We start from the raw sequence: 24,846 nt of genomic DNA on the forward strand, positions 1-24,846 counted from the left end.
TTCCACCTCCCGTTTAATGCCCGCACACTTGGGGGCAAAACAATTACATCTAATTATACATTAAATAATTCCGATTGTCAACGCGGAAAGGCTGTTTTTCAAAAGTTTTTCTTCTTTTATGAAAAATATTTTATGCAATGAAAAATTAAATATAAAAATACAAGTAAAAAAATTTTTTTAAATTATGAACAATGAATAATTACACGTTAAATATTTTTTTGATCGCAGAAAATATATAGAGAGGCAAAGAAAAAACAGCGAGATTTCTCCCGCCGCTTTGTAATAATAAATATTTTTAAATTATCTTAAAGATGGATCGATCCATACTCTTGAGAATTCTCCTTCTGTTGTGTATGGTGTAGCTTCGTCTGCTGGTGATCCCTTTACATAGTTTTTGATTGGATATTCAACGCCTTTGTTTGAGAAGTAAACTACTGGAAGATCTTCGTATAGAATTTCTTGGATTCTTCTGTAGTGAACTGCCCTGTCTTCATATTCTGTTGCAATGTTTGCAAGTTCGAATTCCTTATCGAGTTCTGGGTTTGAATAGTTTCCATAGTTCATTGGGCCGCCTGTTACAAATCTGATTCCCATTGCTGAGATGTCTGGTCCCATGTAGCCGCCTAGAACTGTGAAGTCAAAATCTTTTCTTTCTAGAACTTTTTCATCATAAGTTGGGTCGTCCATTGAGTTGTGGTTTAATTTAATGCCCATTTCCTTGAATTGTTCTGTTAGAACAACTACGAAATCATCCCAACCAGGGAATGTATCGATTGTTGTTTCAAAATAATATCCATCTGCATCTTTTGTGTAACCTGCAGCTTCTATTAATTCTTGAGCTTTTGCAAGGTCTCTTTCAGGGCTCTTTACGTCTTTGTTAATTGCCCAAGCATATTCTGGAGCGATAAAGTATTCTGAAATTGTGCCTTGTTCTTTTAGAACTCTCTTGTAGATGTCTTCACGGTCAATACCATAAAGTACAGCTTCTCTTAAGTTCTTATCTGTGAAAATTCCGCTTTCCATGTTGAAGCAAAGGTATGATTTGTTTGGCCATGATTTTGGAACAAATCTAAATCTGTCGTCTTTTTTGAGATTTTCAATTTCTGTTGCTGGTACACCTGCTAGAGTTTGGTCAATTTCATCGTTTAACCAAGCTTGGTAAGCTGTGTTGTCGTCTGGAATAATCTTGAAGATTAGTTTATCTACATAAGGTCCTTCCCCAAAGAAATCTGGATTTTTTTCTAGAGTGATTGATTCACCTTCAACCATTTCAACAAATTTAAATGGACCAGTTCCAATTGGATTGTAGTTAGCATCATTGGTTAGCCAATCTGTGCCTTCGTAAATGTGCTTAGGCATAATGTATGTTCCCATCCATGCAATGTATCCAAGTAGACCTGAATCTGGTTGGCTTAGGTGGAAAACAACTGTGTCTTTATCTTTAACTTCTACACTTTCAACAGATGAGAGTGAGCTTGATGCGAAACCTTTTTTATCCATGATTTCATCAAAAGTCCACTTTACGTCTTCTGCTGAGAAATCTTCGCCGTCGTGCCACTTAACATCCTTGTGTAGGTGGAAGATCAAAGTCTTGCCTTCGTCTTCATATTCATAAGATTCTGCAAGGTCGTTGATGATTTCCCCATTACCATTAATCTTTAAAAGTTTGTTAAATGTGTTTTGAATAATTTGGTAAGCAGCGTTGTCAGCTGTTGCACATGGGTTGAATTGACTTGGTTCCTTGCCAAGGCTGACAATAAATGTGCCGCCTTCTACTGGACCATCAGTCTTTTCGACCTTGTCGTCTTTCTTGTCTTCCGTTGTTTCTGTCTTTTCTTCTGTCTTTGTTTCTGTTTCTGCTGGTTTTGTTTCATCAGTCTTTGGTGCATCGTTTTTGCAAGCAAATAATGATGTCAAAGTTAGCAGAGCAATAAGTAAAATAATTATTGCTTTTGATTGTCTTTTCATAATTCCTCCTAATTTTAAAAATTATTTATATAAACTGTTTATTGGATTAAAACAGCTAATATAATGATCTTCAGCGATTTTCTTGAGCTCTGGGCTTTGGCAATTGCAAACATCTGTGCGATTGTAGCAGCGTTTTTTAAAGCTGCAGCCTTGGTCAAGATTAATCGGTTTTGGGATTTCTCCCTTTATTTTTATTCTATTTATTTCTATCCGTGGATCTACTGTGCCCACGTGAGATATAAGTGCCTTTGTGTAAGGGTGCTTGGGATTGTTGATAATTTCATCCGTTGGTGCATACTCAACGATTTTGCCCAAGTACATTACAAATACTTTATCTGCAATAAACTGAGTAGTCGGTATGTCGTGACTAATATATAAAAATCCTGTACTATCATTTTTCTTTATGTCCATTAGCATATTTAAAATATCTGCCCTGATGGACGCGTCCAGCATACTGACAGGTTCGTCAGCAATAATTAGCCTAGGATTTAAAAAAAGTGACCTAAGGATCGATATTCTTTGGAGCTGTCCACCAGATAACTCTGCAGGATAGCGGTTTAAATATTCGTCTGCATTTGGAAAACCAATCCCCTTTAAACTCTCTACTATAAATTCATAACGCTCTTCCTTGGTATTTAAAATATTGTGTACATTCAAGGTATTCATTAGGGTTGCTTTTAATTTTTTCTTTGGATTAAAGACATCAAAGGGATTTTGGAAAATCATTTGAGCATTCCGCCTAAATGATAATTTATCCTTCTTTAAAAATTCCTTCTGGTCTCTGCCCAAAAATTTTACCGATCCATCCGTTGGCTCTTCCAGACCGATTACACATTTGGCAAGCGTGCTCTTGCCCGAGCCTGACTCACCGACAATGCCGATGACCTCGGACTCATCCAAGTCAAAGCTCACCCCATCAAGGGCCTTTAAAATCCCATCCTTGGTCTTATAATGTTTTTTTAAATCTCTTACTTCAAGTATGTTCATTCAAAATTCCTCTTGTTAAAGCAAGCCACTTGTCTTGACCCAAATACCTCTACCTTTGGAGTTTCCTTATCGCAAATTTCGCTCCTGTATGGACACCTATCTTTAAAGATGCAACCCATATATTCTTTGGATAAGTCTACAATGGTTCCTGGTATGCTCATTAGCTTCTCCTTGTCCTTATACATATCTGGATAAGAATTTAATAATAATTCCGTGTAAGGGTGCGTTGTCTTTTGATTGGGAACATAATTTATTATCCTCGTCATTCTTGTAGGAGCACAATTTATTAATGTCATTGTCTTTGGCATTTTTTCTTTTATCTTTAAAGTTATTAGAATCTTGACTATCTTGAACTCCTGTTTTGAAATAGAATGTTAAGTCATAAGGATGAACTGTTCCGTCTTTGTCAATTCTTCCCACCACGACTTTATCAACTATGCTTTCAAATACTGTTCTGTTAAATTCCTCTATAATTTCTTTATTCTCTAAGACCTTTTTAAATTGCTTTAATCTTTCTTTAATAGAGTCTTCATCTTTTATCGTTAGTTCCAATGTTTTCTTTTCATCGAGTAATTCTTCTTTTTGCTTTGTAAGTTTTTTATACTTTTTAGCATAAACTTCTTCGTCTATACTATCTTCTAAATGAAGATCAACTAACTTTCTTTCTTGACTAATGATTCTGTTTAATTGGTTTTCTAACTTTTTCAAATCTTTGACTAAAGTATTATCATTTATTTCTTCTTCAACAATTTTTAAAAAGTCATCTATTACTGTTGAATCTGCATGGCATAATTGCCTATAGCTTTCAACAAATGCTTTTTCTATTGCTGCTTCTTGTATTCCCTTTGAATGAGGGCAATATTTTTTACCTTTTTTTGTTGACTTTACACATTGCCAGTTAATTTTTTTATAAATTGAACTTGTATGCCATGTTCTTCTTGAAAGTATCTCTCCACAAAATCCACATTCTAACATACTTGAAAAAGCGTATTGCCTTGATAGTTTTTCTCTCTTCCTATCCTTATTAGCAATGGTGTTTCTATTTTGTGCTCTCCTGAGTCTAATCTCCTGTGCTTTTTCAAAATCTTCTTTTGATATAATTGGCTCGTGATGATTTTCAATGTGGTATTTATCAGATTCACCAAAGTTTGCTAGTCTTCTTTTTGTTATGGGATCAACTGTAAAAGTCTTTCCCATTAGTATGTCGCCAATATACTTTTCATTTTTAATTATTCCTAACACTGTAGTATCAGACCATTTTGTTTTACCTCTCGGGGTGAGATATCCTTGCTCTTCTAGTTCCCTGCCAATGACTGAGCCGCCATTGCCCTCTAAATATCTTTTAAAGATATATCTAACAATTTTAGCTTCTTCTTCATTTATAGAGATACTTTTTGTTATAGGGTCATAATCGTATCCAAGGCAACCTTGAAAGCCAATAAGTTCCCCTTTTTCCATTTTCATTTTCAGTCCTTTTTTTACATGGGCTGAGGTATTTTCTACTTCTTGTTGAGCTACTGAACTTAATATTGTTAATAGTAACTCTCCATCCATTGTCAAAGTATCTATATTTTCTTCTTCAAATACTACACCAACATTGTTTTCCTTTAATAGTCTTACATACTTTAAGGTATCTAATGTATTTCTGGCAAATCTTGATATAGATTTAGTAATTATCATGTCTATATCTCCATTTTGACAATCGCTTATTAGTCTCATGAAATCAGCTCTCTTACTAGCAGTTGTTCCTGTTGTCGCTTCATCTGCATATATGCCAGCTAAAGTCCAGTTTTTATTATTTTTTATTAGATTTGTGTAATAATCAACTTGCGATTTATATGATTCAAGTTGGTCTTTACTATCAGTGCTAACTCGACAATATGCTGCAACTCGTTTTAAATCTAAATGTAGTGCATTTCTATTTCTAGCTCCTGTATTTGAAGCTTTTATTAATTTTACTTTAGTATTCATTTTACCTCCTTCCCATTTTGTATCTTTCTACAGTGTTATTATATCACAAAATTAACTACTTTCTATCTCTCTTCTTATAATCATTTTCTATTCTATTTTTTATTTTTGTGTATTCCTTATCATTAATTAATTTAAGATCATAAAGTCTACATAACATAGCAACTCTCATGCTATAAACTTTTATTGCTTTCATAATAACCTCCTATGTAAATTTAAGTTTTTTGACATTGACAAGTGCCTTGGATTAGCAACATAGGAATCTCACCTCCGCCTCTGTTCAGGATGAGCCGGCTTCAACCTTAGAAGTATCATTATCCTCATTTTCTTCATAGCGAATAGGGTATCCCTCCCTATATTCAAACTCTTACTTATCGCTCCCTTTCTTCTTCCCTTGCTTTTAGCTTAGCAGTACTTGTTTTGCCGAATTATTCAGCAGAAAGATCTTGGCGGATAGGTTATTACGCTCCAAAAATGATTAACGTCTTGTCTTGGTCTATTCAGTTGTTAAGGTTCAAAATTTATCGAGAGTCATTAATCTTTTTTAAATTTGACCATCAGAAAATACTTATCTTGATGAAACAAAATTGTTTAAAATTACCCTCTTATACTTAACAGTGAAAAGAAGTCTTTCTTGGTAACCAATTTTCAAAAATAAATTTGGATAAATAAAAAGGTCCAATTCCCACTGTATAAGTAACAGTGAAAATTAGACCCTCTTAGCAACTGTCATCTAAAAGTTTTCCAACATTTCCTTTAGTTTTTCTAAGACTTTATTACGCCTTTTAATAACGGCTGGATGAGAAATATTCAGTTTAGCAGCTACTTCTCTAATTGTTTCTTCTTTATAAAAAAGACTTTCTACCAAATCCCTTTCAACAGGGTTGAGTTTAGAAATAGCTCTTCTTACTTCTTCAATCATTTCCTTTGTTTCGATAATTTTTTCAACATCAAATTCCAGATCTTCTAAATTTTCTTCAAAATTACCATCATGATCATAGGAACAAAAAAAGAAACAGTTATTTAATCTGTCTCTTCTTATTTGATATTTCTCTTTATTCAATTCACTATGATAGGCAAGATATACTTCCTTGCTAACAACTATTTTCTTTCCTTCTATAAATAAATAATATTCTTTGTCCATTAATTTTTCCTCCTTGTTGACATGAATTTTTTTAGTTTGAAAATAAAATTCACACAAGGAGGACTTCTAATTCTATGCATATATTCTCCTGGGCATAAAAAAAGACCGAAAGAAAATAAATTCTTTCAGCCAATAAATGCCAATATTAAATTTAGGTGCAAATCACCCATCATGGATATTATATATGCACTTAAGTACACATAAAATTCGTATATGGTACTTTTTTCATTCGGAAATAGTACGCAATAAGTTCGTCATAAATTAATTTCTTAGATATTCATTATTTCTTCAATGCTACGACCGTCTTCAAGTTGGCTAATAGCAGTTGGTAAAGTATATCCCCAAATTATTACACCTACCAATGCAATTGCTTCCTTTTTTCTTTGATAATAAACAGTTCTCTCTAAAGATACACTTCTCATACAAGCTTCATCAGTAATCTTTTTTTCAGAAATGTAGTAGTTATAAATAATCTTATGATAGATTTCTCCATATTCTGGATAAACTTTTAGCCTAACACAGGCATCATAAATTATTAAAAGCATAAGCTTACTATCCATTACATTGGAAACTCTATTATTAAACTTTTCTTCAACTCTTTCTGGAGCAAATGTAGAAAGATACAAGTAAGCAGATTCTGAAGTTGATCCATAGTTTTCTTTACTCTCAAACATCATAAAATTTGCCCTGCTATCTACTGCCCAGGTAACTTGTCTATATAAACTTAAAATAAGTTTTGCAGCCGAACTAATTTCTTCAAATTTCAAGTTGCTATCTACATACATGTTCATTATATTCTTTAAAGTTTTACTTATTCTCAATCTAATCACCCCAATACAACTTATTTGCAAACTTGAATGTTTGTGCTATAATATGAATATAAGTTCAGTTTGTATTATATCTTAAACCGAAAAATAATTCAAGCACTATTGTTCGTATTAAAAGTTATAAATGCACATTAGTACAGGAGGTTAAAGTTATGGCTTTTGCGGATAGATTAAAGGAATTTCGTGAAAAAGAAAAGTTAAGTCAAGCAGATTTTGCAAAAATGATAGGAATAAGTACAAGAACTCTTGTACATTATGAAGATGGAGAAAGATACCCAAGAGATGTCGAGGTTTACAAAAAAATAGCTGAAGTTATGAACTGTGATTACAATTATCTTTTAGAAGAAAGTGACGAGTTTTTAAATAGAGTTTATAACATGGGTGGTAAAAGAGAATTAGAAAAAGCTAGAGCATTAACAGAAGGTCTAAGCTCTTTATTTGCTGGTGGAGAAATTTCTGACGAAGATAAAGATGCTGCTTTTGAAGCTATTACTCGTGCTTATTGGGAGGCTAAAAGAGAAAACAAGAAATACGGTCGTAAGAAAAAAGATTAGGTGATTTTATGAGCATGAATCGCTATATATATGATAAGGTTAATCGACTTATAAAAAAATATAAGACACGAAATCCTGTTGAATTAATAGAAGCTTTGAATATTAACCTGGTATATCTATCTGAAACAAAAATACTTTTGGGAATGTACCATTATATTCAAAGGAACAGATTTATTTTTATCAGTAGCAACACAAATTTTAATAGAAAGACTATATTAGCACATGAATTAGGTCACGATCAACTTCACAGAGATTATTGTATGAGTGGCGGAGCTTTTCATGACCAAACAGTGCTAAACCCTACAAATAAATTTGAAACTGAAGCTAATATTTTTGCAGCTCATTTATTAATTAGTGATGAAGATGTCCTAGATAATATCAATGATCAAGTTTGTGATTATGAAATCGCTGGACAATTAGGTGTAGATATAAATTTACTAAATCTAAAAATTTCTGAGTTAGCAAAAATGGGCAAGTTTAATAAACCAATCAATGTTAATATACCTCAGGGAGATTTTCTTAAAAACTATCGCCCTGAACATGATGATTATTATTAGGAGATTCTATGGGAATTTTTATTGCAGGATATTTTTTATTAATCCTTTCTGGAATAGTTTTCTACTATCTCATCACTACCTACTCTGTAAAAATCTCAGCATTTTTGATTGATTTTATAGTTGTAGGTTTAGGATTTTATATATCCATAAAAGATAAACTAGATAACAAATTAGCTATTTCCCTTTCAATTACAGTCGTAATAATTTATGGAATATTGCTAGTCTTAATAAATCGAAAGCTACCAAAGGTTAGCAGGTTTTTAAACTATATAATTGCTTTTATAGGATCATCAGTCGCCCTATGGTTGGCACTTGATTTTATAACAAACACTCTAGTCGCTTTTAAGATAATCGGTCAAACTTATCATCAATTACCAATAACAAAAAATATGATGATAAATTCCTTTATACATTATCTAATTGTATTCTTGATTAGTATTCCAGTGTTTAAAGGTAGAATGAAATTTATACATGGAGGAAATTATGAGTAAAGAAATGGATAAAAATAAAGACGAAAATCATGATAATAAAGAACTTCAAATTAGATCATCCGCTGCTGAATACTTGACTTTTATTGCAGCTAATGGTGATGATCAAGAAGCTATAGAAATTAGATATGAAGATGAAAACATTTGGCTAACACAAAAGATGATGGCAGCTCTTTATGATGTTAGTGTCGCCACAATAAATGAACACCTTAAAAAAATCTATGCCGATAGTGAATTACAAGAAGAAGCAACTATTAGGAAATTCCTAATAGTTCAAAAAGAAGGTTCTAGAAATGTTTCAAGGGAAACAAAACACTATAACCTACAAGCAATTATTGCAGTAGGGTTTAAAGTAAATAATGAACGTGCCGTACAATTTAGAAAGTGGGCAAACCAAATTGTAAAAGATTTTACAATTAAAGGTTGGGCAATGGATGATGAAAGATTAAAAAATTCTGGCACAAAACTTACCAAGGATTATTTTGAAAAATTACTTGTAAAAATTCGTGAGATTAGATTATCTGAGAGAAGATTCTATCAAAAAATCACAGATATTTATGCCACATCTTTAGACTATGACCCATCTGCAAAAGCAACAAAAAGGTTTTTTGCAGCTATTCAAAACAAATTGCACTATGCAATTCATGGGAAAACTGCAGCCGAATTAATTGTAGATAGAGCCAATCACAAAACTAAAAATATGGGACTTACTACTTGGGAAGGATCTCCAGATTCAAAAATTCATAAATATGATGTAGTCGTTGCAAAAAATTATCTAAACGAAGAAGAATTAAATCAAATGCAAAGAATTGTTTCATCTTATTTGGACATGGCAGAACTGCAAGCAGAAAGACATATCCCTATGACTATGGAAGATTGGGAAAAAAGATTAAATGGATTTTTAGAGTTATGGGATAAAGAAATCTTAAACGATGCAGGAAAAGTGTCTGCAGCTCTTGCTAAAAAGCACGCAGAGAGTGAGTTTGAAAAATATAGAATAATACAAGATAGACTCTACAAAAGTGATTTTGATAAGTTCTTAGAACTAGAAGATGATACTAAAAAATTAGAAGAATAACTTAATATACGCTTAACGCTTATAACTTTAATAGCAAGCACAGTAAGTGTACGGACACTTACGAAAAAATTAATGGAGCAGACCTTTAGGGAATGCTCCATTTTTTTAATTTTTACCTTGTTAGGGAGCACCCTAAGACCCCGAAATATATTTTATAAAGGAGAATAAAATGGCAAATAGATTTAGAAATGAAAGGATAGAAATAAAACTAACCAAAGAAGAAAAGGACGTTTTTGAAAAGAAAATGAAACTCGCTAATTGCAAAACAATGTCCCACTTTCTTAGGAAATGTGTATTAGAAAAAGAAATTTATGTTGTAGATTTAGAACCATTTAGAAACTTACAATGGCTACTTTCAAATGCAACAAATAACATAAACCAGATTGCCAAGGCTACTAATACAACTGGTGTTATTTACAAAAATGAAATTGAAGCAATGAATAAAGAAATAGAAAAATTATCAAGAGAAATATGGCAGATCCATTCCCTACTTATAAATAAACCAAAAGAAAGTTCTGGTGATTAGTATGGCAATTACAAAAATACATCCTATAAAATCAACTCTAAACTTGGCAATAGATTATATTACTAAGAGTGAAAAAACTGATGAAAAAATCTTAGTATCTTCATTCAAATGTCATCCATCTACTGCCCATATTCAGTTTATAAAAACACGAGAAGACAATGATACTAAAGGAACAGTCTTAGCTAGACATTTAATTCAATCTTTTCTACCAGGAGAGGTCGATCCTACAAAAGCTCACGAAATTGGAATGGAATTATGTAAGAAAATTTTAAAAGAAGATTATGAATTTGTTCTTGCAACTCATATAGATAGAGGGCATATCCATAACCATATTATTTTTAATAATGTTAATTACAAGACTGGTAAATGCTACCAATCTAACAAAAAATCTTACCACAAAATCAGGTATCAAAGTGACGAATTATGTAAAGAAAATAAACTTTCAGTCATTGATGAATATTATGAAGCTTACAAAAGAAAATATAAAACTGCTGGTAAATCTTGGTACGAATGTGACCAAAACAAGAAAGGAAATTCTTGGAAGACTAAACTGCAATTTGATATAGATAGAATGATTAATAAGTCTAACTCGTGGGAAGAGTTTTTAGAAAATATGAAATCTCTTGATTATGAAATTAAGTTTGGTAAACACATTGCTTTTCGTCATAAAGATAAGCAAAGATTTACAAGAGCAAAGACTATCGGAGAAGATTATACTGAGGAAAAAATCAAAGAAAGAATAGATTTAGCTATTAGAAACAAAGCTAATCCTATTAAAAAACGTGTAGGAAATGTTATTGATATATCTACTAATGAAAAAGCACAATCCTCTAGAGGCTATGAAGTTTGGGTAAGAAAACACAATATCAAAACAATGGCTGATTCAATAATTAAACTTAGAGAGCGAGGAATTAATTCAATTACACAACTTGATGATTTAATCAAAAAATCTGCTGATGATAGACAAGACTTATTAGATGAAATAAAGGAAATTGAAAGTGAAATGAAAAGTTTATCTCAAGATATGGAAAATATAAATACTATAAATAAGTATCGTGAAATCTACAAATACCACAAGAAAAATCCTGAAGATAAACAATTTGCAGAAGAATATTATAGTGAACTTTCTGTCTATAAAATAGCAGCAAAAGAAATCTTAGAAAATTATAATAAGCTACCAAATACAAAAGAAATACTATCCAAGCTCGATAAATTGCAAGAAAAAAAGAGCACCCTTATGCAAGAGTATTCTTTAAATAAAGAACAATTTTCTTACCTAGTTCAATATAGGAAAAACTATGAAAATTATTATGGAAAGGAAGTAGAGAGGTAGGACTGCTTAACTACCTCTTTTACATTTATTACTTTTCCCACTCGAATAAAATATTTAGTTCATTATATTCTTCTGAATATTTTTCTTTGTCTATAATTACTCCTCAATATATTTTATCAATGATTTATTGTCTACAGTTTTAGCTATTACAATCTCAATAATTGCCGCTAATACATGAATTAATATTAGATAAGCCAACACATATATTAAGTTAAAATTATATTCGAACTTCAATACCATATCTCCGATTATATCTATCAATGTTTTCCCTATTATCCCCCCTAGTATAATTGAAATAATATTAGATATTACTATTATTATTTGTGTTTCAAATATTCTTGATAGTATAAAATGTGATTTTTTCATTCCTAGTGCCATCATAGTTCCTATTTGATTTTTTCTTTCAATAAATGTGGTTATGGATAAATTAATGACATTAAACAAAGCAAATATCAAAAAAACACACGTAAATATCAGTGATGCTAACAAAATTGTTTTGTATTGCTTGTTAAGCTCTTTTACATAATCATCAACTTTATTGAATTCAAGTAATTTATTTTCTGACAAGATGTTTCGAACTTTATCCTCTATAATATTCATTTTTTTCTTATTTATAGAGTCCTTTAATTTTAATGAAATAGAATTGTTAATGTTATAGTCGCATAATTCTTCTAATTTTTTTTCTGGAATACCAAATATATATTCTGAACTTGTATCGTTTACAATAGCGGATATAGTAAAATCTTTTTCATCAATATGTCCATCTTTCCCTCTAAATTTTAACCTAATAGTGTCCCCTAACTTTGGACTTAGTTTATACACATCTTCAAAAACATTGTTAGCATTATTAACTATCAAATCATTCTCATCTTTTATATCTCCCAATACTAATTTAGCCTTTAATTTATCAATATCAGTTTCTTTATATCCCACAATAGTTGTAACCTGATTGCGTATATCATTCTTTTCTATATCAAAATTTACCGTAGTAGCTTTTTCAATATTAATACGATCAATCTCATCTATTTCCTTAATTTTTGATATTAATTTTTCATCAATTGGATTGTTTTCGGCTTGTGTAAAAGCTTTTTTATAATTGCTTGCATTTATATCATCTGGTTTATACTCCATAAATTTAAATGTGATATTATATTCACCTAATTTGAATTTAGTATTTTTAGCTATATCTTCAGTCGAAATAGAAGAAAAAACACCTATCATAGCAATAAATATTACACTACATAACGCTAAAGATATTAACGTAAATATAGAACGCTTTTTATTCCTTTTAGCATTTAACATACCTAGATATAAAGGAGTAACTTTTTTAGAGCTATGCCTTGGAGCTATAACATCCGTATAAGAAGTATAACTCATTGCTTCAACTGGAGAAATTTTAGATGCGTAATTTGCAGGTCTTAATGTAGAAATACAAGCAATTGTGAATACAAAGATGACTGTTGCAATAAAAATCAAACCATGTATCTTGAAATCAAAAGTTCCTGGTCTAATCAATATATTTACCAAAATTCCCAATAATCCGCCCACTATTCCTGAAGGAATTGCAATAAACTGAGCCTGTCTTATTATTAATTTTTTTAAATCTTTACGCTTTAAACCTAGCGCTCTTAATTTACCAAGTTCATTGATGCTTCTATTTATAGATATATAATATATTGAATATAAAACTAATGAAGTTGTAATTGAAAGCAATAGCAAAATAAGCATAAGTTCTATACTAGCATCACTAATTTTTTGATTATTGGAATAAGTAAAAAACTCATTATAAATATTAATGTTTTCTTTAGGAATTTCAAACTTATCTCTTATTTCATTAGCTTTACTATAAGCAAACTTCTCTGACTTATCTTTCAAAAATATCATAGAGGAACTTACTTTTACTTTTGAATTCTTAAAATAATTTTCCGATACATATAAATTAGCCTGACTCACTTCCATATCCCTATATGCTATAGATGATATAGTAAATGTTTTTTCTCCAGAATTATCATCGACTTTTATTTCATCTCCGATTTTCAAACCATATTTGTCTGAAATAGATTTTTCTATCATAATTTCATGTGAATCTATTGGCAATTCACCTTTTATTGAATCGAAATAATTATTATTGTCTAAATAAATTACATTAGTTGGAGATCCTTGAAATTTTACTTGATCAATAATATTTAACGTAACAATTTTATCTATGCTTCTATCTGATTTTATATCATTAATTTTATCAGATTTATTTAATACTGTTATTTGAGGCATGTATTTTGTAGTCTTATGTATGCCAATTTGATTTGATGCAGAAAAAGAAAGTGTCAATGACAAAATAAATGCGGAAAAGATTATTGTTAAACCTATAAGGAAATTTTTATTTTCTCCTCTTATATACTTAGTTGCCAATCTACTAATATAATTCATTATTTTGATAACCTCCCATCTTCAAGACGCACTATACTTGCATATTTATTCTCCAATAAATACTCAACTATATTTTGATCATGGGTAATTAAAATAATTGTTTGGTTAAAATTTCTATTAGTTGAAACAAGTAAATCAATAACATTTTTACTATTTTTGCTGTCTAGATTCCCAGTAGGTTCATCTGCCAATAATATACTTGGATTTGTTATTAAAGCTCTTGCAATAGCAACTCTTTGTTGCTGTCCGCCCGAAAGTTCATTTGGCATTTTTTGTAATATATCTTCGATACCTAAAGTATCAACTATTTTATTTAGGTATTTCTCATCTTCTACAAGTCCACTAATATTAAGTGGAAAAAGTATATTTTCTTTTATATTCAATATATTTATCAAATTAAACCTTTGAAAAATAAACCCAATATTTTTACTTCTAAATTCAGTCAATTCATTATCGTCTAAATCCGCCAAATTTATACCATTAATTTTTATACTTCCGCTTGTCGCTCTATCCAGCCCTCCTATTATATTTAGGAGCGTAGATTTACCACTACCAGATGCTCCTTGGATTATTAAAAAATCGCCTTTCCCAACTTCTAAATCAACCCCATCCAAAGCCTTTACTTGATTATTTACTGTTCCATAATATTTTTTTATTGCTTTTATATTTAATATTTCCATATTTATCTCCTTGTATATCTAAATTTAAAGAAACTTTAAGTATGTTTTTTATATTATTAGTACTAATAAACTCACTGTGATATCTATCATGACTTATACTTAAATGTTTTAATCCGCCTTTCTTAAGCTGATAAAGTTTATCGTATGTTGCTTCTTCGTTTACAGCCCAAAATCCATTTGTCGCAATACTAGTATTCTTACCAACTTCTGTTGAAATTTCAACTAATTTTAATAATGTCGGATATTCTAAAAAAACTTCTCCTCCCGTAAAAGCTATTGTTTTTATTTCATTTATTTCTTCTGATTCTTTAATGTATTGTATCACTCTATTGATATCAAGTCTTTGTTGAGATTCAGGAGAACATGAAAAACAACAATATTTCCATTTTGCACTACATATATTAAATAGAGCAAATCCTAATTAATGTATCATGTGCCATAAAACTCTCCATTTCTAAATTAATAAATATCTCTTTTGCTAAGAATCATGGTATTCAATATTATCATAATAACCAAATAAATAATCGATAATAATATCACTCTTAAATAAATAGAATCACTGCTATCAATTGATAATAATACTATGTTTCCTGATATAAGATAATTCATAATTGAAAATGATAAGTTTCCAGATATTTGATGGAATATTGTATCAATTATTTGTAATATTCCAGCTGACTCAAGGAGACCAATAATAAGTGTAACGGCAGAATTTTTTATCAAATATGCTAAAAACATTATTACAATACTATATGTAATATATAATAAATATTCTGTGAGTATATATTTTATGAATATTCCTGTTTCTGTGAATTTCAAATATCCTTCCATAATATAAAATGATAATGACATAATAATAAAACTAGTAATAAATATAGCTAATGTGTATACACATATTATTGCTACTTTTCCTAAAGTTAGCTCTATTTTTTTTGGAAAAACTTGATTAATATTTTTTAGAAAACTAGATTTAAGTTCATCTCCTATATACATCACAATAAAAACTGTTTGGAACATCAATAAAATTTTACTTTGAATATTCCTCATAAATAATTCAGTTATAGGTATATAGCCTAAATCTAACCAATCTGGAATCACACTTCCAACATAAATCCCCCAATTTATCTGTGTGAAATTTATTTTCAAGTTTTCTAGTGCTGCTTTATCATTAATATAGTAATGATAATCAACTTTTGTCATATATACAGATCCAATTATCATAAGGCTACTAAGAATTAAAATTATCCATGGATATTTGTTTCTTCGTAGTCTATATAACTCTAATTTTATTGCTCTACTCATCTTAATATCTCCATATAATAATCTTCAAAGCTCATTTCTTTTACAGAAATTGAACTTATTTCTATACCACAATTTACTAACAAAGAGTTTATTAGACTTATTTTATCAAAGTAATCGTTTAATATAACTTTTCTACTATTTATAATCTCATTTTCATATCCATGTTTATTTAAAATTTTTGATACTTCATTCGCTTTGCTGGTTATTATCTCTATTCTTGATCTACATTTTTTATGCAAATCTTCTATCGTAAACTCAGCTAGTAACTTCCCTTTTGAAATTACTACAAAATCTGTTGCGATTTTAGATAACTCTTCCAATATATGGCTTGATATAATTATGGTAATGCCGTATTTTTTATTAATTTCTTTTAACATATTTCTAATATCGACTATTCCTTGAGGATCAAGTCCATTAATTGGCTCGTCTAAAATAATAATTTCAGGAAATCCTATAAGTGCCATTGCAATACCAAGTCTTTGTTTCATTCCTAAGGAAAAACTCTTAACTTGTTTATTATAGCAATTTTCCAACCCAACTATTTTAAGTATTTCTTTTATATACATTTCATCTTCTATATCATAAGATAAGCATTTTAATTTCAAATTGTCATAAGCTGTTAGTTGCATATATAATGCTGGTGTTTCTATTAAATTGCCTACTTTACTAAAATAACTAGAATTTTTTTTAACATTTTTACCAAATAGCTCTATATTCCCACTACTCTTATTAGATAATCCAGATATCATCCTCATAATAGTTGATTTTCCAGCTCCATTATCTCCTATTAAACCATAAATAGATTGTTTTTTAATTTTTAAATTAACATTATCTATTGCTGTAAAATTTCCAAAATTTTTTACTAAATTTCTAGTTTCTAATATATATTCGCTCATTTGATTATTCCTTTCTATAACTTTATGAGGAATTCTAAATAATGATATTATATCTCCTACTTTTAATATAATTATAAGAGCTTTTATAAGAAGTTTCAGCTAACTTTTGTGAATAAAAAAGCACTAGAATTATAAAATTCTAATGCTTGTCTCTAAAATGAATCTACATAGCCTAGTTCTCTCACCTTATCTATCATTTCTTGATAATTTCTAACGCCTAACTTTTGATATATTCTTGATAAAGATACTGCCAGGCTTCTAACATTTGTATTTAAAGCCTTAGCTAACTCTTACCTTGATAGTCCGTTTAAATATAGTTTAACTATATGAATTTCACTTTTCGTTAATGGATCTAACATATGATTTTCTTCTGGGAAGATTACTTAGCCTTTCAAAGCGATAGATTTTATATCTTCTATTAATTTAGATGTCTCTTCATAATAGATATGATAAAAATTATTGATATTGTTATAAAATAATATATTAAGTATTTTCTTGATAGAGCATATTCCATCAAGAAAATACTGTAATTCGATTTTTTATTTTTCCCCATACTATTTCCTCTTCGTAATCAATATGGTATCAACAATCCTCAAAACAATTCTTCCAATGAAATACATAATAATAGAATACAATATAAATTCTGCAATTGGGAATCTATATTGCAACCCACCAAGAATCGGATCATTATTTGTATAAACGTGAAGACCATACGAAATAATAACTCCACCTATTAAAGTAATTATAAGGATTCTATTCATATAGTAACGATTTTCGTTCATGAGCATACTAATACGTTGAGATTTACTCATACCTACAAGATTTAAGAAAGAAATCTCTTTCTTCCTACTAATAACATTTGTAAAGTAAGTATTTATTAAGTTTCCAACACCCATAATTAAAATTAATATAGTTATTGATAAAAGAAACTTTTTACTAGTTTTTAAAGACACTTTATATTCATCTACCGCATTTAGATAGGTTTCCATTTTTAATGGATGCATATTAATCAATTGTTTTACTTTATTTACAGTACTTTTTTGAGCCTTTAATGTCTTATCTTTTAATTCAAGTCTCAATTCATAATTAAAATTAGTATTAGCATCTCCAAAATAATTCAATGAATTATCTGGAATATAAAAGTATATCCCACTACTTAAAGTATCGGTTATACCAAATACTTTAGCCGTAAAATCTTTGCCATTTTTTTGAAATTTTACTTCGTCACCTATTTGAACATCCCATCCATAATATTTTTTTATTTCTTTTGGCTGATTAACAATAACTCCCTTTTCTTTGGTCAATTTCGAGTATGAGGTATTTCCCTCTATAAGTTTTTTATTAAGAAAGCTTTCTTGTTGATTAGTATATCCTACAATACTCAAAACTTCTGAGTTTCCATTTGGACTTACGAAAGTTGCATTTGTACCTTTTACCACTTCAATTTTTTCTACATTATCAACCTCTTCTAATGAACGAATTAAGTTATTATCTAATGGATTTCTTTTTTCCATATCACCATTAATTTCATCATTAGAACTGCCCAAAATAGAATCTTCATTTGACATAATACTTATTTCATAATTTGTATAACTTTTTCTTGCTAATTGTTCTGGATCAAAGGATTTTAAAAAAGCATAAGATGAAACAAGTAATACTCCTCCAATACTTAGTGATAGAATCATAGTTATTGTCTTTCTATGATCTCTTTTTATATTAAGCCATGCTATAAATTTAGGTGTAACAAAACTATTTTTCTTTCTCTTTACCAGATGGCTTGTAGATTGACCACTCGTAAAAAGTTCTTTAGCAGAAATTCTATTTATATCTTTTCTTATAGATATTGCCGAAGATTTAAGAACCATAAAAATATACAAACTGCTAAGTATTAAAGTGACTATTATATATAATGGATTATGTTCTAATAAAAATATTAGTCCATTTCTGTTATTGATAAAAAATATGCTAAAAGTCCCTAAAATTCCTAAGCAAATTCCTATTAAACCAATATATAATATCCTTTTATTTAGAATAATCATTGACTGTTTTCTACTTGCTCCTATCAATCGCAGAATCGCTATGTTTTTCCTATCTTCTAATGTAAAAACATACAAAATATTATGGATAATGAGATAAGAAACTACCCCTAACAAAACTGCCAATATTAAAAGCATAATATATTGATCTGTATTAACCAACTTCATATAACTAAAGTACATATCAAAAAAATGAACGTTAGATTCATCTACTTTATACTTATATGCTATTGAATTTATCTCATTTTTTAGCATATCTTCAGAGTATGAATTTGGTGATTTCATACTTAGTTGTACTAAGTAATTATCAACTTGACCAAATTTATCAACATAAGATTTAGATACAAATACGGGATAAGTTCCTTCTACACCTTCTTTATATAAAATTCCACTTATTATATATTTTTTTGAACCATTACCTAAATTTAGGTTTATACTTTCTCTAATACCAATTTTTTTGTTAATACGTTTTAAGTAGTTTTCAGACACTATTATCTCATTATCTTTTTGAGGATAAGATCCTTCTATATTATTTACATTCCCTAAGTCACGTAAATCTGAATCCATATATGCAACTCTTAGATTTATATCACCTATACTAACTTCTGGAAAAATATATCCTATTCCCGCTTTTTTTATGCTCTTCTCTGATTTTATCCCTTCAACTTGTTTAGGATTTACTTTAATTAATGATGCTTGATGTCCATTTTCTAGTTTTTCCTGAAACATTAATTTAGCACTTATAGAATACAAACTCATTATGCTAATAAAGACAAAAGATAAAATTATAGTCAGCAATATTGTAGAACTTTTAATTTTATTAACTTTCAAATCTCTTTTGACATATGTTTTCAGGATATTATTTTTCATTTTTTTTATCCTCCACAATTTGACCATCTAATATGCGTATAACTCTATCGCAATACTTTGTTAATTCTAAATTGTGTGTAATCATTATAATTGTCTGATTAAATTTTTTATTCATCTGAACAAATAGCTCCATTATATTTTGACTATTTCTTTGATCCAAATTTCCTGTTGGTTCGTCTGCTAAAATTACTTTTGGTTTAGAAATGAGAGCTCTGGCAATAGCTACTCTTTGTTGTTGTCCTCCTGACAATTGATTTGGGAAAGCAGATATTTTTTGTTTTATTTCTAACAAATCTAAAATTTCATCCAAATAGTCGTTATCGGCTTCTTTGCCATCTAAATTTAAAGGTAAAATTATATTTTCTCGAACATTTAAGATAGGAATTAGATTGTATTCTTGGAATATAAACCCTATATTCTTTCTACGATACTCTGTTAATTCTTCCTCATTTAAATTATTTAATTCCACATCATCAAACATAATTTTCCCCTCTGTTTGATGATCAATACCTCCTATAAGATTTAACAATGTTGTCTTCCCCGAACCACTGTCTCCAATAATAGATAAAAATTCTCCTTCCTTAACAGTAAAACTTACATCATTTACTGCTTTGACTTCTATTTCTCCTTGTTTGTATATTTTTTTCACTTTATCTATAGTTAAAGTCATTAAACATCCTCCTTAAATTTGAAAATCTATTTATCTGTTGATTCACAATTGTATCATCAAAATAATCATACATACTATAAATCGTTTACTATCAACAGCATTGACACAAACTTAACTTCATTAAAATCTAAAGTCTTAAGTTCTTATTCTTTAGTTATTCCTAACTATTTTTTCAGTTTACTAGAATAATTCATTGCTTTACCAACCTTAAATGTTATTCATTTCCACCTTTCCTTAATTTTATATTTTTTTGAATTCTATTTCAGCTAACTTTTGTGAATAAAAAAAGCACTAGAATTACAAAATTCTAATGCTTTTCTCTAAAATGAATCAACATATCCCAATTCACGCACTTTATCGATCATTTCTTGGTAATTTCTAACGCCTAACTTTTGATATATTCTTGATAAGGATACTGCCAGACTTCTTACATTTGTATTTAGTGCCTTAGCTAAGTCTTTCCTTGATAGTCCGTTTGAATATAGTTTAACTATATGAATTTCACTTTTCGTTAATGGCTCTAACATATGATTTTCTTCTGGGAAGATTACTTTACCTTTCAAAGCGATAGATTTTATATCTTCTATTAGTTTAAGTGTATCTTCTTCTTTGGAAATAAATCCTTTACATCCAATTCTTTTTGCTCTTTTAATATAAAAATCTAATTTATACGCTGTTAATATTACTATTTTAAGATCTACATACTTATTAATAAATTCTTCAGCCACATCTAAACCATTTATTGTTCCTTCTATACCTGTTAAATTAATATCTATTAGTAACAAGTCATAGTTAAGGACAGATTCATTTATACTTAGGTTTCTAACATTATTTACTATATCTACAGAAATAGATTCGTCCGTCTCTAAACTCATTTTTAAAGAAGTTGCGACCATTTTATGATCTTCTATTAATAAGATTTTCATTTACTACACCCCTCTCAACTGGAACTTCTATTTTAAATTCTACAAATGATTCATCTAGTTCATTTTGATTATTGGAAAAATTAAAATCAAATTTTCCACCATATTCTCTTAAGTTTAATCTTAAAATATTTAATCCTATATTTCCCTCTACTATTTTTTCTTCATCTTCTAAATAATCCCCATAATTTTTTATGGTAAGATGAATTTTATCTTCTAAAATTATAAGAACAATATCTGTACTATATCCTTTTGAATGTTTTAGTGCATTTATTAATAATTCATTGATACATTTGTAAATCAATTCAGCATAAGGACTGGGTAAATCTATATTTCTATCACATTCAAATTCTATAAGCATTTCATTATCTAAATACATATTTTCTATATCTATGATAAGTCTGTTGTATGCATCATATAGAGAGCTATAATCATTTAGCATTGGATTAAATGAATTTATTTCATGGCGAATCAAATCGTTTAACTTATCCAGGTTTTCTATAATGTATTTTTTTCCAGAGCCTGAAAGATTATCTTCTATCCACCTTCTTATAGCTATTATAATCTGTAGAATGTCATCATGTAAAAATGTCTGTATCTTTAAAGTATTCAGTTTTTCAATTTCTAAATTTCTGTGCTTTTCAGCATAATAGTTATCCAACATCTCCTCAAAAGTTATATAATTGAATTTTTTATGTTTTTCAAACAAGCTAAATTCTACTATAAACATGAAAAAGCTTAAAGAAAATAGTATCACTCCTGAAAAAGATAATAATATAAAATAGAGCATCAAAGACAAAATTATAAATTCAGGAAATATTTTTTTCAAAGAACGGGAGAAAAATAATAAACCGCTTTTGATTTTTGTCTTACTAATCCTATACAGCAATATAGATTCAATGAAGATACATGTAAACAGTTGATACTCACTTATAGAAACAAGACCCTCAGCTTCATACTTCTTGTATAGGAAAAAAGCTATTATAAATAAAGTTTGCAATATTATAATTGTCTTACTTTCATATTTTCGAATGTTTTTATCATTTGAATAAAATATGATTGGAGTCAATAATAAAATAATCACAACATAATTAAATATTGAAGATGCTAAATAAGTATTGAATTTCATCATTATGATTGATATGATAATCCCCATTGTTGTAATTAATGGAATGAACTTAATCCTACTCGATGAGTTTAAAAGATTGAAACTTGCAAATAGTATCAAGCTATAGATTAATAATTCGATATACTTTCCTATCGAAAGATTTCTTAATATTACATCTTGTAAAAAAATGAAAATAATAAATAATTCAACAACTAAGCTATGCATCAGTATATAATTTTTTTCAGTATTTAACACGCATATAATATAGGCTAAAAAGTTTATAACACTTAGTAAAAATAATATTACAATTCCCATATCTAATGAATACTGATATCTTATAAGTGGTGCTATGGGAATAAACAGAACAGCCTGCAGTAATATATGGATAATTAAAATTAAATTTTGTTTTTTCACCCTGCCCTCCTTTTAAAATTTAAACCAGATAATCTTTATCTATATACAGTTTCATTTTCTTAACTCCAAAAAAGATCTATTAAAATTATAAATGAGATTCTGGTATTAATTACAAATTTTAATATATTGTGATATTTTTGTTTTTCTATTTTAACTTCAGCTTTTAATACTATTATAGACGTATTAAGATATAATTACAGCTAACTTTTGTGTATCATACCTACCGTAATTTTATAACGTCATTATACAATCTGTTTCAACATGATAAAAAAATAAAGGCAGTCCGAAGACTGCCGATATTTACCTCTCTGCATCTTTCTTAGTTGACTTAGTTTTGTCATCTGTCTTAAAGCTTTTTATTTGCCCTAATATTGACTTTTTATCTTTATCTTGACTCTTTTACTTGTTCTTTTGCTTTTAAGAGCTTAGAAGACAAAATACGAACATTTTTATGTTCCTTTCCGTTGTTATCAATGCTTATTTTTACTTGACCAAATAATTTAACAAAATCTCCTTGTTTTAGGTTCTCTATATCTTTTGTCTTATCTCCATAGGCTGAACAATTGGTATAAACTTTATTCCCATCGTCATCTTTTGAAACAATTGAAAAGTTGCTTACCTTGAACTTTTCTCCATTTGCATTTTCTCTTTCAAGATTTTCTACTTTGCCAGCTATATTGCCCAATTTCCTCCTTGTACTAAATAAGGAGAGCTTTTCGCCCTCCTCTACCTCTCTTGTCCTTTTTCGTTTTTTTCTTGTTTTTTTTAGTTGCCTTAATCTTTCTACTGTGTCTTCTATTTTATCTTTATTTTCTTTTGACTCTTGTCTTATTTGTTCTAATTTTTTCATACTTATCTCCATTCTTGTATTAAAAAAGACGATGAAGATATCATCTCACCGTCTTTAGTTTTGTTTCTCGACATAAATATTAAATTTAAAATGTTTATATTACCATATCCTAAAATTAGACATAAAGATAGCACTTACTTTTTATTGAGTCACCACACTTTATAAAAGCTTTTCCATTTATTTTTTACTCATACCAACTTACCAATAAGTTTTAAATGTTGCACAATAGCAACCCAATGATCCTATCAATCCATACCAACTGCACAACCTAATCCACCAATTCTAGATAAAATTGCTTCTATTCCATATATCGCATAACATACAGCTCCTCCGCTAGCTCCACATAAAATAGCCATCGCAACTTCACATTCATTTCTAGTTTGAAGTGTACTTTGTTGCATTATATGTTCAACGAATTTTTTATCATTTGAATAAACTACATCATTTGATTCAATAGCTCCAGCTTCACTCACTACAACATCAATTAACATTTCATTATCTTGCTCATATCTTACTTCCTAACTATAAACAAAGTAATTTTACTGATGCGGCTAAATTCTTTACTTTAATTAGTCTCCACTTTTATAATTCAAAACTACAATTCCTTTAATGCTATTTAAGTATAATTTAAGCACCTTATTTTGACTTTATACTTATACATAATGAGTTATATGAAATATGAATGCATATAACTAAAAATATATTATTAGTATAAATATATGTCATCGATAAAATAAGTCCTCCAATAAATGATTCTATTACAGCCTTAGGTTTTAGATGAGATATAGCGAAAATTGTTGTTGATATGATTAATCTATTAAAAATCGACTCATCACTCAAAATATTTCCAATTATGAAAGCTCTAAAAAATAATTCCTCCAATACTGGAGCTAAAACAACATATACATAATATTTACCTATATCACTCTTACATACTTTTAAAATTGATTCAACAACGTCTACATCATTCTTCTCTTTTTCTAGATATATGGATATAACCATCGATATAACTAATAATAATATTGGTAATATTACAATTAATAAAGTATTTTTGCTTATTTTATCGTCGCCTAAAAAAAATAGTAAAGATAATGTAAATATAATATACTGAATAAATATAATATTCTTTTCATTACTGAATTTTCTTAATAAAAAAGCTTGTGTTAATAAGAACACCAATGTACATACTACTGTTATTGTTATAGAATGCAACAAACCTAATCTCATACCTAAATCCTTT

General features: G+C 28.9%; 24 protein-coding genes and 2 pseudogenes. 6 read left to right on the top strand and 20 right to left on the bottom strand.

Translation table 11 applies throughout. The features are described from left to right. Positions 1-300 precede the first annotated feature (300 nt). The 7 genes from CUU59_RS06355 to CUU59_RS06380 all read right to left on the bottom strand — a co-directional run bounded on the left by CUU59_RS06355 (position 301) and on the right by CUU59_RS06380 (position 6,852). The gene (locus tag CUU59_RS06355) at positions 301-1,968 is read right to left on the bottom strand and encodes an ABC transporter substrate-binding protein (RefSeq protein ID WP_099951129.1); all 1,668 of its coding nucleotides are present in this window, start codon (positions 1,966-1,968) and stop codon (positions 301-303) included. A 21-nt stretch (positions 1,969-1,989) separates the two neighbouring features. After that, on the bottom strand, positions 1,990-2,955 hold the full coding sequence (locus CUU59_RS06360) for an ABC transporter ATP-binding protein (RefSeq protein WP_099951130.1): 966 nt from the start codon (positions 2,953-2,955) through the stop codon (positions 1,990-1,992). Beyond that, positions 2,952-3,251 (bottom strand): oligopeptide/dipeptide ABC transporter ATP-binding protein, encoded by a 300-nt coding sequence (locus CUU59_RS08325; protein ID WP_342747451.1) that lies wholly within the window; start codon positions 3,249-3,251, stop codon positions 2,952-2,954. The genes CUU59_RS06360 and CUU59_RS08325 overlap by 4 nt, the downstream gene beginning before the upstream one ends. Next, the gene (locus CUU59_RS06370) at positions 3,133-4,926 is read right to left on the bottom strand and encodes a recombinase family protein (RefSeq protein ID WP_245870568.1); all 1,794 of its coding nucleotides are present in this window, start codon (positions 4,924-4,926) and stop codon (positions 3,133-3,135) included. The genes CUU59_RS08325 and CUU59_RS06370 overlap by 119 nt, the downstream gene beginning before the upstream one ends. 55 nt (positions 4,927-4,981) lie before the next feature. Further along, positions 4,982-5,119 carry a hypothetical protein gene (locus tag CUU59_RS08175; protein ID WP_162832783.1) on the bottom strand — a complete coding sequence of 46 codons (138 nt, stop codon included), beginning with the start codon at positions 5,117-5,119 and terminating at the stop codon, positions 4,982-4,984. Positions 5,120-5,656: 537 nt separating this feature from the next. After that, positions 5,657-6,067: a sigma factor-like helix-turn-helix DNA-binding protein gene (locus CUU59_RS06375; RefSeq protein WP_099951132.1), complete on the bottom strand. Its 411-nt coding sequence runs from the start codon at positions 6,065-6,067 to the stop codon at positions 5,657-5,659. Positions 6,068-6,336: 269 nt separating this feature from the next. Then, the gene (locus CUU59_RS06380) at positions 6,337-6,852 is read right to left on the bottom strand and encodes a hypothetical protein (protein WP_211286990.1); all 516 of its coding nucleotides are present in this window, start codon (positions 6,850-6,852) and stop codon (positions 6,337-6,339) included. A gap of 194 nt (positions 6,853-7,046) precedes the next feature. Here CUU59_RS06380 and CUU59_RS06385 point away from each other — a divergent pair, with 194 nt between their 5' ends. The 6 genes from CUU59_RS06385 to CUU59_RS06410 all read left to right on the top strand — a co-directional run bounded on the left by CUU59_RS06385 (position 7,047) and on the right by CUU59_RS06410 (position 11,430). After that, positions 7,047-7,448, top strand: a complete 402-nt coding sequence (locus CUU59_RS06385; RefSeq protein WP_000852885.1) for a helix-turn-helix domain-containing protein — start codon at positions 7,047-7,049, stop codon at positions 7,446-7,448. 8 nt (positions 7,449-7,456) lie between these two features. Further along, a complete protein-coding gene (locus CUU59_RS06390) occupies positions 7,457-8,005 on the top strand; it encodes an ImmA/IrrE family metallo-endopeptidase (RefSeq protein ID WP_099951133.1) in 549 nt (182 codons plus the stop codon). 8 nt (positions 8,006-8,013) lie between these two features. Further along, a complete protein-coding gene (locus CUU59_RS06395; protein WP_099951134.1) occupies positions 8,014-8,496 on the top strand; it encodes a ligand-gated ion channel in 483 nt (160 codons plus the stop codon). Continuing rightward, complete coding sequence (locus CUU59_RS06400; RefSeq protein ID WP_099951135.1) at positions 8,489-9,571, top strand: virulence RhuM family protein; 1,083 nt, start codon at positions 8,489-8,491, stop codon at positions 9,569-9,571. Before CUU59_RS06395 ends, CUU59_RS06400 begins: the two co-directional genes overlap by 8 nt. 169 nt (positions 9,572-9,740) lie before the next feature. Further along, positions 9,741-10,097 carry a plasmid mobilization protein gene (locus CUU59_RS06405; protein ID WP_099951136.1) on the top strand — a complete coding sequence of 119 codons (357 nt, stop codon included), beginning with the start codon at positions 9,741-9,743 and terminating at the stop codon, positions 10,095-10,097. 1 nt (position 10,098) lies between these two features. After that, a complete protein-coding gene (locus tag CUU59_RS06410) occupies positions 10,099-11,430 on the top strand; it encodes a relaxase/mobilization nuclease domain-containing protein (RefSeq protein WP_099951137.1) in 1,332 nt (443 codons plus the stop codon). Between the two features lie 96 nt (positions 11,431-11,526). Here CUU59_RS06410 and CUU59_RS06415 read toward each other — a convergent pair whose 3' ends face one another. From CUU59_RS06415 to CUU59_RS06475, 13 genes and pseudogenes are all read right to left on the bottom strand, one after another. Then, the gene (locus CUU59_RS06415; protein ID WP_099951138.1) at positions 11,527-13,857 is read right to left on the bottom strand and encodes an FtsX-like permease family protein; all 2,331 of its coding nucleotides are present in this window, start codon (positions 13,855-13,857) and stop codon (positions 11,527-11,529) included. Beyond that, positions 13,857-14,537 carry an ABC transporter ATP-binding protein gene (locus CUU59_RS06420; RefSeq protein WP_099951139.1) on the bottom strand — a complete coding sequence of 227 codons (681 nt, stop codon included), beginning with the start codon at positions 14,535-14,537 and terminating at the stop codon, positions 13,857-13,859. The genes CUU59_RS06415 and CUU59_RS06420 overlap by 1 nt, the downstream gene beginning before the upstream one ends. Further along, positions 14,485-14,937 carry a radical SAM protein gene (locus CUU59_RS06425; RefSeq protein WP_099951140.1) on the bottom strand — a complete coding sequence of 151 codons (453 nt, stop codon included), beginning with the start codon at positions 14,935-14,937 and terminating at the stop codon, positions 14,485-14,487. The genes CUU59_RS06420 and CUU59_RS06425 overlap by 53 nt, the downstream gene beginning before the upstream one ends. Before the next feature lie 59 nt (positions 14,938-14,996). Then, positions 14,997-15,839, bottom strand: coding sequence for an ABC transporter permease (locus tag CUU59_RS06430; protein WP_099951141.1), 843 nt, complete (start codon positions 15,837-15,839; stop codon positions 14,997-14,999). Beyond that, positions 15,836-16,735, bottom strand: a complete 900-nt coding sequence (locus CUU59_RS06435; RefSeq protein ID WP_099951142.1) for an ABC transporter ATP-binding protein — start codon at positions 16,733-16,735, stop codon at positions 15,836-15,838. Before CUU59_RS06435 ends, CUU59_RS06430 begins: the two co-directional genes overlap by 4 nt. Positions 16,736-16,887: 152 nt before the next feature. Beyond that, positions 16,888-17,172, bottom strand: a pseudogene (locus tag CUU59_RS08250) (helix-turn-helix transcriptional regulator); the annotation flags it as partial. A 117-nt stretch (positions 17,173-17,289) separates the two neighbouring features. Beyond that, on the bottom strand, positions 17,290-19,641 hold the full coding sequence (locus CUU59_RS06445; RefSeq protein WP_245870569.1) for an ABC transporter permease: 2,352 nt from the start codon (positions 19,639-19,641) through the stop codon (positions 17,290-17,292). After that, positions 19,631-20,311 carry an ABC transporter ATP-binding protein gene (locus tag CUU59_RS06450; RefSeq protein ID WP_099951144.1) on the bottom strand — a complete coding sequence of 227 codons (681 nt, stop codon included), beginning with the start codon at positions 20,309-20,311 and terminating at the stop codon, positions 19,631-19,633. The genes CUU59_RS06445 and CUU59_RS06450 overlap by 11 nt, the downstream gene beginning before the upstream one ends. A gap of 320 nt (positions 20,312-20,631) precedes the next feature. Next, complete coding sequence (locus CUU59_RS06455) at positions 20,632-21,237, bottom strand: response regulator transcription factor (protein WP_099951145.1); 606 nt, start codon at positions 21,235-21,237, stop codon at positions 20,632-20,634. Further along, on the bottom strand, positions 21,209-22,756 hold the full coding sequence (locus tag CUU59_RS06460) for a sensor histidine kinase (protein ID WP_099951146.1): 1,548 nt from the start codon (positions 22,754-22,756) through the stop codon (positions 21,209-21,211). The genes CUU59_RS06455 and CUU59_RS06460 overlap by 29 nt, the downstream gene beginning before the upstream one ends. A gap of 300 nt (positions 22,757-23,056) precedes the next feature. Beyond that, positions 23,057-23,441 (bottom strand): annotated as a pseudogene (locus tag CUU59_RS08330) (DNA-binding protein); the annotation flags it as partial. Between the two features lie 410 nt (positions 23,442-23,851). Further along, complete coding sequence (locus CUU59_RS06470) at positions 23,852-24,097, bottom strand: hypothetical protein (protein ID WP_099951147.1); 246 nt, start codon at positions 24,095-24,097, stop codon at positions 23,852-23,854. Between the two features lie 145 nt (positions 24,098-24,242). Continuing rightward, entirely contained in the window at positions 24,243-24,833 is a 591-nt protein-coding gene (locus CUU59_RS06475) for a CPBP family intramembrane glutamic endopeptidase (RefSeq protein ID WP_099951148.1), read from the bottom strand. Between the last annotated feature and the right edge of the window lie 13 nt (positions 24,834-24,846).

This window comes from Ezakiella peruensis (genome assembly GCF_900215725.1).
Taxonomy (GTDB): domain Bacteria; phylum Bacillota; class Clostridia; order Tissierellales; family Peptoniphilaceae; genus Ezakiella; species Ezakiella peruensis.

Bases quoted from the DNA above. Each gene is read 5' to 3' on its own strand.
- CUU59_RS06375 (WP_099951132.1), bottom strand. From the start codon at position 6,067: ATGGACAAAGAATATTATTTATTTATAGAAGGAAAGAAAATAGTTGTT.
- CUU59_RS06370 (WP_245870568.1), bottom strand. From the start codon at position 4,926: ATGAATACTAAAGTAAAATTAATAAAAGCTTCAAATACAGGAGCTAGA.
- CUU59_RS06380 (WP_211286990.1), bottom strand. From the start codon at position 6,852: ATGTATGTAGATAGCAACTTGAAATTTGAAGAAATTAGTTCGGCTGCA.
- CUU59_RS06400 (WP_099951135.1), top strand. From the start codon at position 8,489: ATGAGTAAAGAAATGGATAAAAATAAAGACGAAAATCATGATAATAAA.
- CUU59_RS06390 (WP_099951133.1), top strand. From the start codon at position 7,457: ATGAGCATGAATCGCTATATATATGATAAGGTTAATCGACTTATAAAA.
- CUU59_RS08325 (WP_342747451.1), bottom strand. From the start codon at position 3,251: ATGACATTAATAAATTGTGCTCCTACAAGAATGACGAGGATAATAAAT.
- CUU59_RS08175 (WP_162832783.1), bottom strand. From the start codon at position 5,119: ATGAAAGCAATAAAAGTTTATAGCATGAGAGTTGCTATGTTATGTAGA.
- CUU59_RS06410 (WP_099951137.1), top strand. From the start codon at position 10,099: ATGGCAATTACAAAAATACATCCTATAAAATCAACTCTAAACTTGGCA.
- CUU59_RS06445 (WP_245870569.1), bottom strand. From the start codon at position 19,641: ATGAAAAATAATATCCTGAAAACATATGTCAAAAGAGATTTGAAAGTT.
- CUU59_RS06415 (WP_099951138.1), bottom strand. From the start codon at position 13,857: ATGAATTATATTAGTAGATTGGCAACTAAGTATATAAGAGGAGAAAAT.
- CUU59_RS06355 (WP_099951129.1), bottom strand. From the start codon at position 1,968: ATGAAAAGACAATCAAAAGCAATAATTATTTTACTTATTGCTCTGCTA.
- CUU59_RS06405 (WP_099951136.1), top strand. From the start codon at position 9,741: ATGGCAAATAGATTTAGAAATGAAAGGATAGAAATAAAACTAACCAAA.
- CUU59_RS06435 (WP_099951142.1), bottom strand. From the start codon at position 16,735: ATGAGCGAATATATATTAGAAACTAGAAATTTAGTAAAAAATTTTGGA.
- CUU59_RS06385 (WP_000852885.1), top strand. From the start codon at position 7,047: ATGGCTTTTGCGGATAGATTAAAGGAATTTCGTGAAAAAGAAAAGTTA.
- CUU59_RS06360 (WP_099951130.1), bottom strand. From the start codon at position 2,955: ATGAACATACTTGAAGTAAGAGATTTAAAAAAACATTATAAGACCAAG.
- CUU59_RS06420 (WP_099951139.1), bottom strand. From the start codon at position 14,537: ATGGAAATATTAAATATAAAAGCAATAAAAAAATATTATGGAACAGTA.
- CUU59_RS06455 (WP_099951145.1), bottom strand. From the start codon at position 21,237: ATGAAAATCTTATTAATAGAAGATCATAAAATGGTCGCAACTTCTTTA.
- CUU59_RS06430 (WP_099951141.1), bottom strand. From the start codon at position 15,839: ATGAGTAGAGCAATAAAATTAGAGTTATATAGACTACGAAGAAACAAA.
- CUU59_RS06450 (WP_099951144.1), bottom strand. From the start codon at position 20,311: ATGACTTTAACTATAGATAAAGTGAAAAAAATATACAAACAAGGAGAA.
- CUU59_RS06475 (WP_099951148.1), bottom strand. From the start codon at position 24,833: ATGAGATTAGGTTTGTTGCATTCTATAACAATAACAGTAGTATGTACA.
- CUU59_RS06395 (WP_099951134.1), top strand. From the start codon at position 8,014: ATGGGAATTTTTATTGCAGGATATTTTTTATTAATCCTTTCTGGAATA.
- CUU59_RS06470 (WP_099951147.1), bottom strand. From the start codon at position 24,097: ATGTTAATTGATGTTGTAGTGAGTGAAGCTGGAGCTATTGAATCAAAT.